Here is a 12,325-nt window from a genome sequence, read left to right on the forward strand (position 1 = left end):
GTCTTACTTCTCCTCGTCCGCGGAAAGGGTGTGCGCGGAGCGCTCGCTGGAAGGGTGGGGGTGGGAGACGGGCGGGCGGGTGTGGGTGACGGCGGGCTCGTTGCCGCCCAGCAGCAGGTACAGCACCGCCATGCGGATGGACACGCCGTTCGTCACCTGCTCGATCGCCGTGCACCGGTCGGAGTCGGCGACCGCGGCGGTGATTTCCATGCCGCGGACCATCGGGCCGGGGTGCATCACGATGGCGTGCTCCGGCATCTTCGCCATCCGGTCGCCGTCGAGGCCGTAGCGACGCGAGTACTCGCGCTCGGTCGGGAAGAAGGCCGCGTTCATGCGCTCGCGCTGGACGCGCAGCATCATCACCGCGTCGGACTTGGACAGCGTGCTGTCGAGGTCGTAGGAGACCTCGCAGGGCCAGGACTCGACGCCGATGGGCAGCAGCGTCGGCGGGGCGACCAGGGTGACCTCGGCGCCCAGGGTGTGCAGCAGGTCGACGTTGGAGCGGGCGACCCGGCTGTGCAGGATGTCGCCGACCAGCGTGATGCGCCGGCCCGCCAGGTCCCTGCCGAGTCCGGCGTCCCGGCCGACGAGCCGGCGGCGCATGGTGAACGCGTCGAGCAGGGCCTGCGTGGGGTGCTGGTGGGTGCCGTCGCCCGCGTTGATCACGGCCGCGTCGATCCAGCCGGAGGTGGCGAGGCGGTACGGGGCCCCGGAGGCGCCGTGCCGGATGACGACCGCGTCGACGCCCATGGCCTCCAGGGTCTGGGCGGTGTCCTTCAGGGACTCGCCCTTGGAGACGCTCGACCCCTTGGCGGTGAAGTTGATGACGTCCGCCGAGAGCCGCTTCTCGGCGGCCTCGAAGGAGATCCGGGTGCGGGTGGAGTCCTCGAAGAAGAGGTTGACGACGGTGCGGCCGCGCAGGGTCGGCAGCTTCTTGATCGGCCGGTCGGCGACCCGGGCCATTTCCTCGGCGGTGTCGAGGATGAGCACGGCGTCGTCGCGGGTGAGATCGGCGGCCGAGATGAGATGACGCTGCATCTGTCAGGCTCCGTAAGGCAGTTCAGGCATATGGGGGCATACGGGCGCGCGGAGGCGCACTCAGGGGACGTACCGCTGAGTGGGACTACTGCTCGCCGGCCGGGGAGGTCCGCTTCACACCGAGCAGCACGGTGTCGCGACCGTCCTCCTCGGCGAGCTGGACCTTGACCGTCTCCCGCAGCGACGTGGGGAGGTTCTTGCCGACGTAGTCGGCGCGGATGGGCAGTTCGCGGTGGCCGCGGTCGACGAGGACCGCCAGCTGCACGGCGCGCGGACGCCCGATGTCGTTCAGCGCGTCGAGGGCGGCGCGGATGGTGCGGCCGGAGAAGAGCACGTCGTCGACGAGGACGACCAGCCGGCCGTCGATGCCGTCACCGGGGATCTCGGTGCGGGCCAGCGCACGCGGCGGGTGCATGCGCAGGTCGTCGCGGTACATGGTGATGTCGAGGGAGCCGACCGGGATCGTGCGGCCGGTGATCGCCGCGAGCTTGTCGGCCAGCCTGCGGGCCAGGAAGACGCCCCGGGTGGGAATGCCGAGGAGCACCACGTCGTCGGCGCCCTTGGCGCGTTCGACGATCTCGTGGGCGATGCGGGTCAGCACCCGCGCGATGTCGGGACCCTCGAGAACGGGCCGCGCATCGGACTCGTACTGCTGCTTGTCCTGCTCGGTGTCCATACGAAACGGACCTCCTTCTCCGCCTCACGGGACGGATCATTAAAGGACGTCGGATTTGCGCCACCCACGGTACCAGCAAGGCAACGCGCCTGATCACACCCGCGGAATCACCCGTACGGCGGCTGCCGGGGAGGGGCGGGTACGGACCTTTCGGCTTGACGGGGGAGAGTAACGCTGCGTAACCTCACAGTGAGTCACCAGCCGCGCGGCGGAGCCGCACGTTGATACAGCGTCCGGGGAGCTATATGTCCAGCGAATACGCCAAACAGCTCGGGGCCAAGCTCCGCGCCATCCGCACCCAGCAGGGACTTTCCCTCCACGGCGTCGAGGAGAAGTCCCAGGGCCGCTGGAAGGCAGTCGTGGTCGGTTCGTACGAGCGCGGCGACCGCGCCGTCACCGTGCAGCGTCTCGCCGAGCTGGCGGACTTCTACGGGGTCCCCGTGCAGGAGCTGCTTCCGGGCACCACGCCGGGCGGGGCCGCCGAGCCGCCGCCGAAGCTGGTCCTGGACCTGGAGCGCCTGGCTCACGTGCCGGCCGAGAAGGCGGGCCCGCTCCAGCGGTACGCGGCCACGATCCAGTCCCAGCGCGGTGACTACAACGGCAAGGTGCTGTCGATCCGCCAGGACGACCTGCGCACACTCGCCGTCATCTACGACCAGTCGCCGTCGGTGCTCACCGAGCAGCTGATCAGCTGGGGCGTGCTGGACGCGGACGCGCGCCGCGCGGTCTCCCACGACGAAGGCTGATCCCTTCCCCCGCTTGTGAAGAAACGTGCCGCCGGGGTGGCCGGAACACATCGTTCCGGCCACCCCGGCGGCTTTCTGCGCGCCGCGCGGGCCCCGGGGGCACCGGCGGGCCACCGGGCTCCCGCGAGGGCTCAGGGGGGCACAGGAACGCCGGAGGGCCCGCAGCGGGTGCGCTGCGGGCCCTCCGGCGTTTCGTACGTCGTCATCCGGCGCCGTACGACCAGGTCTCGCTCCGGCGGAACCGCCGGTGCTAGGCCTCGTCCCGGCGGAGCGACGGCTTCAGGTCCTTCAGCCGGCCCAGCAGGCCGTTGATGAACGCGGGCGACTCGTCCGTGGAGAACTCCTTCGCCAGCTGGACCGCCTCGTCCAGCACCACGGCGTCGGGGGTCTCGTCGACCCAGATCAGCTCGTAGGCACCGAGACGCAGGACGTTGCGGTCCACGACCGGCATCCGGTCGAGGGTCCAGCCGACGGAGTACTGCGCGAGGAGGTCGTCGATCCGGCGGGCCTTCTCGGCGTACCCCTCGACCAGCTGCATCGTGTACTCGCTGACCGGCGGCTGCCGGGTGTCGGACCGGGAGTGCCGGATCCAGTCCGCGAGGACCGTCAGGACGTCCACATCGCGCTGGTCGCCCTCGAAGAGGATCTGGAAGGCGCGCTTGCGGGCCGTGTTGCGGGCAGCCACGGTTAGCTGTTCACCCGGCCGAGGTAGTCGCTCGTACGGGTGTCGACCTTGATCTTCTCACCGGTGGTGATGAAGAGGGGCACCTGGATCTGGTGGCCGGTCTCCAGGGTGGCGGGCTTGGTGCCACCGGTGGAGCGGTCGCCCTGGACACCGGGCTCGGTCTCCTGGATGGTCAGCTCGACGGCGGCCGGCAGCTCGACGAAGAGCACCTCGCCCTCGTGCTGCGCGACGGTGGCGGTGAAGCCCTCGATCAGGAAGTTGGCGGCGTCGCCGACGGACTTGCGGTCGACCATGAGCTGGTCGTACGTGCCCATGTCCATGAAGACGAAGTACTCGCCGTCCATGTACGAGAACTGCATGTCGCGCTTGTCGATCGTGGCCGTCTCGACCTTGACGCCGGCGTTGAACGTCTTGTCGACGACCTTGCCGGAGAGCACGTTCTTCAGCTTGGTGCGCACGAAGGCCGGGCCCTTGCCGGGCTTGACGTGCTGGAACTCGACGACGGACCAGAGCTGGCCGCCTTCGAGCTTGAGCACCAGGCCGTTCTTGAGGTCGTTCGTGGAAGCCACGGTTGCGGAATCTCCTGGACTGACGTGGACGACCAGAAGACACGCGCTACAGCGCGAGCAGCTCCTTGGTCGTGATGGTGAGCAGTTCGGGTCCGCCGTCCGCCTCGTGGCGCACGACGAGCGTGTCATCGATCCTGACACCGCCCCGGCCCGGAAGGTGGACCCCCGGTTCGACGGTGACCGGCACGCAAGCGTCCAGTTTACCCATGGCCGCGGGGGCCAACTGCGGGTCCTCGTCGATTTCGAGCCCGACACCGTGCCCGGTCATCGCCGGAAGGCCCTCGGTGTACCCCGCGGAGTCCAGTACCTGGCGGGCCGCGCGGTCCACGTCGCGGTAGGCCGCACCGGGCGCCAGCGCCTCGCGTCCGGCGCGCTGAGCGGCGAAGACGAGGTCGTACAGCTCGATCTGCCAGTCCGCGGGAGAGGTCCCGATGACGAACGTCCGGCCGATCTCGCAGCGGTAGCCGCGGTACACGGCGCCCAGGCAGACGGAGAGGAAGTCGCCCTCCTCGACCCGTCGGTCGGTGGGCCGGTGGCCCCGGCGCCCGGAGTTCGGCCCGGTGGCGACGGAGGTCGCGAACGCCCGGCCGTCGGCGCCGTGGTCGACGAGACGGCGCTCCAGCTCCAGCGCGAGGTGGCGTTCGGTGCGGCCCACCAGGATGGATTCGAGGAGTTCGCCCAGGGCCTGGTCGGCGATCTCGGCGCCGATCCGCAGGCAGGAGATCTCCTCCTCGTCCTTGACGACGCGCAGCTGCTCCACCGCGCCGCCCAGGTCCGCCAGCCGCAGCCGGGGGGCCACCGAGGCGAGGGCGCGGTGCCGCCGCACCGTCAGGTGGTGTTCCTCGACCGCGAGGGACTCCGCCCCCTGCTCGAGGGCGAGGCCGGCCGCCGTGACCGCCGCGTCCCCGCCGGGCGCCGGGAGCAGCTGCACCCGCAGCGCCTCGTCGGGCCGCCCCTCCACGGGGTCGCCGCTCGGCAGGGAGGCGCAGAGCAGCAGGTCCTCGGATCTGCCGAGCAGCAGGACGGCGCCCTCCGGTGCCGTACCCGCGAGATACCGCACGTTGGCCGGGCGGGTGACGAGCGCCGCGGCGCTGCCGCCCGCCGTGCTGCGTTCCCGGAGCCGCTCGCGGCGTACCGCGTACACCTCTGACATGTTCCGAGCCTACGAGCGGTGGCCGGATACCGCCGGTCCAGCGGGGCCGACCGGGCGGCGGTCATGCCCGCCCGCGGCGGCGCACGGGACGCCGGCGGGGCCGGGGCGTCCTCAGGCGCCGCAGGTCACCACTGGGGCGGGCTCGCGATCGAGCGGGCCAGGACGTCGTCCAGGATCCGCGCGGTGGCCGGTACGTCGAGCTGCGAGTTGTCGATGATCGGCAGCCCGGAGCCGTACCAGCCGGCCATCCGGCCGTGGATGCGGGCGACCTCCTCGTCGCTGAGGCGGCGGTTGCCGGAGCGCTCGGCGTTGCGCTCCAGGACGATCTCCAGGCCGGGCAGCAGGACGACCGGCAGCAGGCCCGGTCCCACGTGCCGCTTCCAGCCACCGAGGCCGACGACCGGGCGGTCGGGGAACACGGCGTCGTCGAGGATGCAGGAGATGCCGTTGGCCAGGAAGTTCCGTGCGGCGAAGCCGCAGGTCCGGCGGGCCAGGCGGTACTGCGCCTCGGAGTGGTCGTTCCACCCCGACTGGGGGTCCGCGAAGCCCGAGCGGACCCACTCGCGCACGTCGTCCAGGCTGATGTGGGCCGTGGGGACCCGGCGGTGCTCCGCCCAGTACTTGGCGACGCTGGTCTTGCCCGCGCCGGCCGGGCCGATGAGCAGGACCGCGAGCGTGGTGGCGGCCGGGTCGGGGGTGCCCGGGGCGGGCGGCGGGGACGGCATGGCCACGGGGCCGCCCGGGGGCAACTGCACATGGCCGGTGGTGTCCCTCGGGGGCGGTGCGGGCACGTGGTGCGCCGGGGGCTGGTGCGGGGCCTGGGCCGGCGGGACCCCTGGGGGTACGGGCGCACCGACCCCGGGAGGTACGGGCGCTCCGGCGAAGCCCGGGGCGGGCGCGGGTCCGGGACCGGGTCCCGGGTGCTGTCCGGCAGATGACCAGCCGGCGGCCGGTCCGTGCCCCGGCTGATGGGGCGGCGGCAGCGGAGCCCCCACTGCGTGCTGCATCCGGTGCCACTCCGTCTCGTGTCTTTCGGCTCGCTCGCCTCCGGGGCGCCCGCGTCGACTTCCGGAAGCCCGGCCGCGGCAGGACCCGCGGGTCCTGGCGCTCTCCCCCTCGACACCGACACGCCTTCGAACTCGCTCGCCGCAGGCAATTGGCGCTGGCAGCGGGGCCCGAACCCCGCTCCGTACCGAACGGTACCGTCCCCGGCCGCCGTTGTGTGAACGGCCGGGGACGGCCCGGAGTGCCCGTGTGCGGAGCCGGACCGGACCAACCGGTCCGGAGTGGAACTACTCGCCCACCTCGCCGTAGGCGGCGAGCAGGACGGCCGGGTCGGGGCCCTCCAGGACGGTCGGCTTGGCCAGGCCGTCCAGGACGATGAAGCGCAGCAGGTCGCCGCGGGACTTCTTGTCGACCTTCATGTTCTGCAGCAGCTTGGGCCACTGGTCGTAGCGGTAGTGCAGCGGCAGGCCCACCGCCTGGAGGATCGTCCGGTGCCGGTCGGCGGTGGCGTCGTCCAGGCGGCCCGCCAGCCGGCCGAGTTCGGCGGCGAAGTGCATGCCGACGGAGACGGCCGCACCGTGGCGCCACTGGTAGCGCTCGTTCTTCTCGATGGCGTGGGCCAGGGTGTGCCCGTAGTTGAGGATCTCGCGGAGCCCGGACTCCTTGAGGTCCCCGGAGACGACCTCGGCCTTCACCCTGATCGAGCGCTCGATGAGTTCGGCGGTGTGCGGTCCGGCCGGGGTGCGGGCCGCCTGCGGGTCGGCCTCGATGAGCTCGAGGATCGCGGGGTCGGCGATGAAGCCGGCCTTGATGACCTCCGCGAGTCCCGACACGAAGTCGTGGACCGGCAGGGAGTCCAGCGCGGCCAGGTCGCAGAGCACCCCGGCGGGCGGGTGGAAGGCGCCGACCAGGTTCTTGCCCTCGGCGGTGTTGATGCCGGTCTTGCCGCCGACCGCCGCGTCCACCATGCCGAGCACGGTGGTCGGGATCGCGATCCAGCGCACGCCGCGCAGCCAGGTCGCGGCGACGAATCCGGCGAGGTCGGTGGTGGCGCCGCCGCCCACGCCCACGATGACGTCGGTGCGGGTGAAGCCGGAGGTGCCCAGCGCCTTCCAGCAGTACGCGGCGACCTCGGCGGTCTTGGCCTCCTCGGCGTTCGGCACCTGGATGGCGATCGCCTCGAAGCCCTGCCCGGCCAGGTCGGCGCGCAGCGCCTCACCGGTGTCGGCAAGCGCCTCGGGGTGGATGACCGCGACGCGCTTGGTGCCCTCGCCGATCAGACCGCCGAGCTCTTCGAGGAGTTGGCGGCCGACCAGGACCTCGTAGGGGTCGGTGCCCGCCGTGCCGCCGACGTGGATCCGGGTCACTGCCTCGCTCATGCTTCCTTCAACTCCAGTGCGTCGAGGACCGCCTGGGCGACCTCTTCGGGGGTGCGGCCGTCGGTGGCGATCACCGCGCCGGCCACTTCGGTGTACAGGTGGCGGCGGGCCTCCATCAGCTCGCGCCACTGCCGGCGCGGGTTGACCGCGAGCAGCGGGCGCGCGGTGTTCAGCCCGGTGCGCTGGACCGCCTCCTCGACGTCCATCGAGAGGTAGACGACCCGGTGTCCGGCGAGCAGCGTCCGCGTCTCCTCGTCGAGGATCGCGCCTCCGCCGAGCGCCAGAACGCCGTCGTGCTCGGCGAGCGCCCGGTGCACCGCGCGCTTCTCCACGGCACGGAAGGCCGCCTCGCCCTCGTCGACGAAGATGTCGGCGACGGTGCGGCCCTCGGCGGCCACGATGTCGTCGTCGGTGTCCCGGTAGGCGCAGCCCAGCCGCCCGGCGAGCAGCGCGCCCACCGTGGACTTGCCGACGCCCATCGGTCCCACCAGCACGACCAGGGGCGCGGGGCTCACCGGATGGCCAGGTTCTCGAGGTACGAGGTCACGTTGCGGCGGGTCTCGGGGACGCTGTCGCCGCCGAACTTCTCGGCCACGGCGTCGGCCAGGACGAGCGCCACCATGGCCTCGGCGACGATGCCGGCGGCCGGGACCGCGCACACGTCCGAGCGCTGGTGGTGGGCCTTGGCGGCCTCGCCGGTGGCCACGTCGATGGTGGCCAGGGCGCGCGGCACGGTCGCGATGGGCTTCATCGCGGCCCGTACGCGCAGCAGTTCACCGGTCGTCAGGCCGCCCTCGGTGCCGCCGGAGCGGCCGGTGGAGCGGCGGATGCCGTCCTCGGTGTGGACGATCTCGTCGTGCGCCTGGGAGCCGGGCACCCGCGCCAGGTCGAAGCCGTCGCCGACCTCGACGCCCTTGATGGCCTGAATGCCCATGAGCGCGGCGGCGAGCCGGGCGTCGAGCCGCCGGTCCCAGTGGACGTGCGAGCCGAGCCCGACCGGTACGCCGTAGGCGAGCACCTCGACGACGCCGCCCAGGGTGTCGCCGTCCTTGTGGGCCTGGTCGATCTCCGCGACCATCGCCTTCGAGGCGTCGGCGTCGAGGCAGCGCACCGGGTCGGCGTCCAGCCGCTCCACGTCGGCGGGCGTGGGGTACACCCCGTACGGCGCCTTGGCGCCCGCCAGCTCGGTCACGTGGCTGACGATCTCGATCCCGGCCGTCTCCTTCAGGTACGAGCGGGCCACGGCGCCGAGGGCCACCCGGGCCGCGGTCTCCCGCGCGGAGGCGCGCTCCAGGATCGGCCGGGCCTCGTCGAAGCCGTACTTCTGCATGCCCGCGAGGTCCGCGTGGCCGGGCCGGGGCCGGGTCAGCGGGGCGTTGCGGGCCAGGTCGGCGAGGATCTCCGGGGCGACCGGGTCGGCCGCCATGACCTGCTCCCACTTGGGCCACTCGGTGTTGCCCACCATGATCGCGACGGGCGAGCCGAGGGTGAGGCCGTGCCGGACGCCGCCCAGGAAGGTGACCTCGTCACGCTCGAACTTCATCCGGGCACCGCGTCCATAGCCGAGGCGCCGCCGGGCGAGATGGTCCGCCACCATGTCCGTGGTGATCGGTACGCCGGCGGGAAGTCCCTCCAGCGTCGCGACAAGTGCGGGACCGTGGGACTCCCCCGCGGTCAGCCAGCGCAACCTGCTCAACGGTGCTCCTCATGCTCGCGCCCTGGTACTGCTGCTGCGTACACGCGTCCTCGCGTACGGCGACGGCGCGACCGGGTGCGCGGCCCTGGCCCGCCACCTCCGATCCTCCCACGTCCGGCGGCGGGCACCGGCCGCAGGTCCATCAGGCGGACGGCTCCGGGGACGCGTGGGCGCCTCAGCGGCCCGCGAGGGCGTGCTCGCCCGCCTTGCGCATGGCGTCCAGCGGCGCGGGGGAACGCCCGGTCATCTGCTGGACCTGGAGCACCGCCTGGTGCACGAGCAGGTCGAGCCCGCTGACCACGGCACCGCCGTACGCCGACCAGCGGGCGGCGAGATCGGTGGGCCAGGGGTCGTACAGCACGTCGAACAGCGTGGCGGGCCGTTCGGGCACGGCGGCGGCCAGCGCGTCCGTGGTGCCCGCCGGGGTGGTGGCGATCACCAGGGGCGCGCGCAGGGCCTGCGCGGCGTCCGCCCAGTCCGCGGTCCGCACGTCGAGGCCGAGCCGCTCGCCCCACTGCCGCATCTCGGCGGCCCGGGCCGCGCTGCGCACGTACGCGACGACCTCGCCGGTGCACACCCGTGCCAGCGCGGCCAGCGCGGAGGAGGCGGTGGCGCCGGCGCCGAGCACGGCCGCCGAGTCGACCTGCTCGATGCCCCGCTCGCGCAGGGCGGCGACCATCCCGGGGATGTCGGTGTTGTCGCCGACGCGCCGCCCGTCCTCGGTGAACACGACCGTGTTCACCGTCTCGACGGAGGCGGCCGTCTCGCTGATCTCGTCCAGCAGCGGGATGACCGCCCGCTTGAGCGGCATGGTCAGCGACAGTCCCGCCCACTCCGGGCCGAGCTTCCCGACGAACTCGGGCAGCGTCTCCTCGTCCACCTCGAACCGGTCGTAGGACCAGCCGTCGAGTCCGAGCCGCGCGTACGCGGCCCGGTGCAGGACCGGGGAGAGGGAGTGCGCGATCGGGGAACCCAGGACGCCCGCTCTGCGCCCGCCACCGGTGCCGCTCATTGGCCCTTCTGTTCGTCGAGGTACTTCTCGCGGTTGCGGTTCTGCTCCTCGTTCGTCTCCGCGAACAGCGTCTTGTCCTCGCTGACGGAGACGAAGTAGTACCAGTTGCCCTTGGCGGGCTTGAGCGCCGCCTCGATGGCGACCTGACCGGGGTTGCCGATCGGCCCGGGCGGCAGCCCCTTGATCTTGTAGGTGTTGTACGGGTCCTTGAGTTGGCGCAGCTCGTTGACGGAGCCGGTGGCGAGCTTGGACTCCCCGCGGAGGTAGTTCACTGTCGAGTCGAAGTCGAGGAGGCCGTAGGTCTCGGTGTTGTCCGGCTTCAGACGGTTGTAGACGACCGTCGCGACCTTCTCGAAGTCGTGCTTGTACTTGCCCTCGGCCTGGACCAGGCTCGCGACCGTGAGGACCTGCAGGGGGTTCTTCAGGTCCAGGTCGTCGGCCTTGGCCTCGATGCCCAGCTCGGCGTACTTCTCCTTGGCCAGGTCGACCATCTGCTCCAGGACCTCCTTGGGCTTCATGCTCTTGGCCACCGGATAGGTCGACGGGTAGAGGAATCCTTCCAGCGGGTCCTTGATGTCCTTGCCCGTGTTCGCCCAGGACGGCAGGCCGAGGTCGGACCACTGCTTCTCTGCGACGCCCTTGGTCGTGCCCTTCTTGAGTTCGAGGGCCTTGTCGACCGCCGCGTAGACCTGGGCGTTGCGCTCGCCCTCGAACACCGTGAGGTTGTTCCGGCTCTTCGGGTCGAGCATCAGTGCGACGGCGCTCTCGGCGGACATCTGCTTGTTGAGCAGGTAGGAGCCCGCCTGGATCTGGCCGCCGTCGGGGTTGTTCGACTGGGCGGTGACGAAGGCGTCGACGCTCTTGACGACGTCCGCGTCCTTCAGCTTCTGCCCGATCGCGTAGCCGAGGGCGCCCTTGGGGATGACGACCGTGACCTTCTCGCCCGTGCCGTCGCCCGCGTAGTCCGGCGCCGAGCCGAAACGGTTCTGGTAGAACTGGTACCCGAAATATCCGACACCGCCGAGGCCGCCGCCGAAGACCAGGACGACCACGAGGCAGGCGCATCCGCTGCGCCGCTTGCGGTCCTTGCCGCCGCCGCGGCCCCGCCGGTCCCCGCGCCCGCCGCGGCCGGTGTCGTCCGTGTCGCCGTCGGAGTCGTCGTCACCCGCGAAGAAGGCGTGCTCGCCCTGGTCGGGTCCCGGGTCCCAGTCCGTCTGCGGCTCGGGTTCGGCACGGCGCCGGGCGGGCGGCTCGGGCGGCGGGTACGCGTCGGGCGTCTGGTAGAAGTCGGGCTGCTCGCCGCCGGGATACGCGGCCGGCTGGCCCGCGTACGGGTCGACCGGGTCGCCGGGGTACGGGACTTGGGGGTGCGCTCCGGTGGTGTAACCGCCGTTGTCGTAACCCTGCGCCTGGCCCTGGCCGGCGTACTGCTGCTGATCCTGGCCGGGGTACTGCTGCCCCTGGTCCGGGTACGGCCCGCCCTGGCCCTGGAACTGCTGCCCGCCCTGGTCGTACTGCTGCTGCCCGTACTGCTGCTGGTTCTGGTCGGGGTAGTGCCCCTGACCGCCGTACTGCTGCTGGCCCTGCTGGCCCTGGTACGTCGCCTGGCCGGTGCCCCAGTCGCCCTGCTGCGGCTGCTGCGGATGGTGCTGTGGCTGGCCGCCGTAGGGGGACTGACCCTCGTGGGCCTGTCCTCCCCATCCGCCGTCCCCGTACAACGGGTCCTCCGGATGCCACGGTTCGGAGCCTGGGCCCCGGCCATACTCAGTCATCGATCCCCTAGAGCCGCGAGGCGGTGGCTGCTGGCGCTTGTGGCACGGCTCCCGTTCGCCTCTTTCGCTGTGCGGCGGCTGTTCGAACACCGCCGCATCGCGCGGAACGTTACCGTATCGCGATCAGATGACCACTTCGACGCCCTCGCCGGGCGCCGTGCCTGACGCCCGTTCGGACTCCAGGGCCTGCTGGAGGATGACGACGGCCGCCGCCTGGTCGATGACGGACCGGCCCTTCTTGGACTTCACGCCCGAGGCGCGCAGTCCCTGAGTAGCCGTCACCGTGGTCATTCTCTCGTCGAGGAGCCGCACCGCGACGGGTGCGATCCCCCGGGCGAGCTCCTCGGCGAAGGCGCGGACCTTGACCGCGGCGGGGCCCTCGCCCCCCTTGAGGGAGCGAGGGAGTCCGACCACGACCTCGATCGGCTCGTACTCGTCGACGAGCTGCCTCAACCGGCGCTGTGCCGCCGGGACATCGCGTCCCGGCACCGTCTCCACCGGGGTCGCGAGGATCCCGTCGGGGTCGCACGAGGCGACCCCGATGCGGGCGTCCCCGACGTCGATCGCGAGCCGGCGTCCTCTGCGCATCGGCCG

At 72.0% G+C, this 12,325-nt stretch carries 13 protein-coding genes; 1 reads left to right on the forward strand and 12 read right to left on the reverse strand.

The annotated features are described in order from the left end of the window. Positions 1-3: 3 nt before the first annotated feature. Both ACFYQQ_RS36880 and pyrR read right to left on the reverse strand, forming a co-directional pair. On the reverse strand, positions 4-1,038 hold the full coding sequence (locus ACFYQQ_RS36880) for an aspartate carbamoyltransferase catalytic subunit (RefSeq protein ID WP_355779199.1): 1,035 nt from the start codon (positions 1,036-1,038) through the stop codon (positions 4-6). An 85-nt stretch (positions 1,039-1,123) separates the two neighbouring features. After that, the gene (pyrR, locus tag ACFYQQ_RS36885; RefSeq protein ID WP_355779202.1) at positions 1,124-1,714 is read right to left on the reverse strand and encodes a bifunctional pyr operon transcriptional regulator/uracil phosphoribosyltransferase PyrR; all 591 of its coding nucleotides are present in this window, start codon (positions 1,712-1,714) and stop codon (positions 1,124-1,126) included. A gap of 245 nt (positions 1,715-1,959) precedes the next feature. Here pyrR and bldD point away from each other — a divergent pair, with 245 nt between their 5' ends. Beyond that, complete coding sequence (gene bldD / locus ACFYQQ_RS36890; RefSeq protein WP_067366005.1) at positions 1,960-2,460, forward strand: transcriptional regulator BldD; 501 nt, start codon at positions 1,960-1,962, stop codon at positions 2,458-2,460. 250 nt (positions 2,461-2,710) lie between these two features. Here the strand turns inward: bldD and nusB are convergent, their stop codons facing one another. The 10 genes from nusB to ruvX form a co-directional block, all read right to left on the reverse strand. Further along, complete coding sequence (gene nusB / locus ACFYQQ_RS36895) at positions 2,711-3,145, reverse strand: transcription antitermination factor NusB (RefSeq protein WP_355795591.1); 435 nt, start codon at positions 3,143-3,145, stop codon at positions 2,711-2,713. Positions 3,146-3,147: 2 nt separating this feature from the next. Continuing rightward, a complete protein-coding gene (gene efp, locus ACFYQQ_RS36900; RefSeq protein ID WP_355795589.1) occupies positions 3,148-3,714 on the reverse strand; it encodes an elongation factor P in 567 nt (188 codons plus the stop codon). Positions 3,715-3,760: 46 nt separating this feature from the next. Continuing rightward, positions 3,761-4,867, reverse strand: a complete 1,107-nt coding sequence (locus ACFYQQ_RS36905; RefSeq protein WP_356166530.1) for an aminopeptidase P family protein — start codon at positions 4,865-4,867, stop codon at positions 3,761-3,763. Between the two features lie 125 nt (positions 4,868-4,992). Beyond that, on the reverse strand, positions 4,993-5,874 hold the full coding sequence (locus tag ACFYQQ_RS36910; protein WP_355782103.1) for a Pro-rich N-terminal domain-containing protein: 882 nt from the start codon (positions 5,872-5,874) through the stop codon (positions 4,993-4,995). Between the two features lie 285 nt (positions 5,875-6,159). Then, positions 6,160-7,251 carry a 3-dehydroquinate synthase gene (gene aroB / locus ACFYQQ_RS36915; protein WP_355782100.1) on the reverse strand — a complete coding sequence of 364 codons (1,092 nt, stop codon included), beginning with the start codon at positions 7,249-7,251 and terminating at the stop codon, positions 6,160-6,162. Then, on the reverse strand, positions 7,248-7,766 hold the full coding sequence (locus ACFYQQ_RS36920) for a shikimate kinase (protein ID WP_355782097.1): 519 nt from the start codon (positions 7,764-7,766) through the stop codon (positions 7,248-7,250). The genes aroB and ACFYQQ_RS36920 overlap by 4 nt, the downstream gene beginning before the upstream one ends. Then, complete coding sequence (aroC, locus tag ACFYQQ_RS36925; protein ID WP_355782094.1) at positions 7,763-8,947, reverse strand: chorismate synthase; 1,185 nt, start codon at positions 8,945-8,947, stop codon at positions 7,763-7,765. The genes ACFYQQ_RS36920 and aroC overlap by 4 nt, the downstream gene beginning before the upstream one ends. 175 nt (positions 8,948-9,122) lie before the next feature. Then, positions 9,123-9,959 carry a shikimate dehydrogenase gene (locus ACFYQQ_RS36930; RefSeq protein ID WP_355782092.1) on the reverse strand — a complete coding sequence of 279 codons (837 nt, stop codon included), beginning with the start codon at positions 9,957-9,959 and terminating at the stop codon, positions 9,123-9,125. Continuing rightward, positions 9,956-11,731 (reverse strand): endolytic transglycosylase MltG, encoded by a 1,776-nt coding sequence (gene mltG / locus ACFYQQ_RS36935; protein WP_355782089.1) that lies wholly within the window; start codon positions 11,729-11,731, stop codon positions 9,956-9,958. Before mltG ends, ACFYQQ_RS36930 begins: the two co-directional genes overlap by 4 nt. Before the next feature lie 123 nt (positions 11,732-11,854). After that, on the reverse strand, positions 11,855-12,319 hold the full coding sequence (gene ruvX / locus ACFYQQ_RS36940) for a Holliday junction resolvase RuvX (RefSeq protein ID WP_355782086.1): 465 nt from the start codon (positions 12,317-12,319) through the stop codon (positions 11,855-11,857). Positions 12,320-12,325: the final 6 nt, after the last annotated feature.

It is taken from the genome of Streptomyces sp. NPDC005496 (assembly GCF_042872045.1).
In the GTDB taxonomy this organism is placed as follows: domain Bacteria; phylum Actinomycetota; class Actinomycetes; order Streptomycetales; family Streptomycetaceae; genus Streptomyces.

Bases quoted from the DNA above. Each gene is read 5' to 3' on its own strand.
- ACFYQQ_RS36880 (WP_355779199.1), bottom strand. From the start codon at position 1,038: ATGCAGCGTCATCTCATCTCGGCCGCCGATCTCACCCGCGACGACGCC.
- pyrR (WP_355779202.1), bottom strand. From the start codon at position 1,714: ATGGACACCGAGCAGGACAAGCAGCAGTACGAGTCCGATGCGCGGCCC.
- bldD (WP_067366005.1), top strand. From the start codon at position 1,960: ATGTCCAGCGAATACGCCAAACAGCTCGGGGCCAAGCTCCGCGCCATC.
- ACFYQQ_RS36905 (WP_356166530.1), bottom strand. From the start codon at position 4,867: ATGTCAGAGGTGTACGCGGTACGCCGCGAGCGGCTCCGGGAACGCAGC.
- ACFYQQ_RS36910 (WP_355782103.1), bottom strand. From the start codon at position 5,874: ATGCAGCACGCAGTGGGGGCTCCGCTGCCGCCGCCCCATCAGCCGGGG.
- aroB (WP_355782100.1), bottom strand. From the start codon at position 7,251: ATGAGCGAGGCAGTGACCCGGATCCACGTCGGCGGCACGGCGGGCACC.
- ACFYQQ_RS36930 (WP_355782092.1), bottom strand. From the start codon at position 9,959: ATGAGCGGCACCGGTGGCGGGCGCAGAGCGGGCGTCCTGGGTTCCCCG.
- mltG (WP_355782089.1), bottom strand. From the start codon at position 11,731: ATGACTGAGTATGGCCGGGGCCCAGGCTCCGAACCGTGGCATCCGGAG.
- ruvX (WP_355782086.1), bottom strand. From the start codon at position 12,319: ATGCGCAGAGGACGCCGGCTCGCGATCGACGTCGGGGACGCCCGCATC.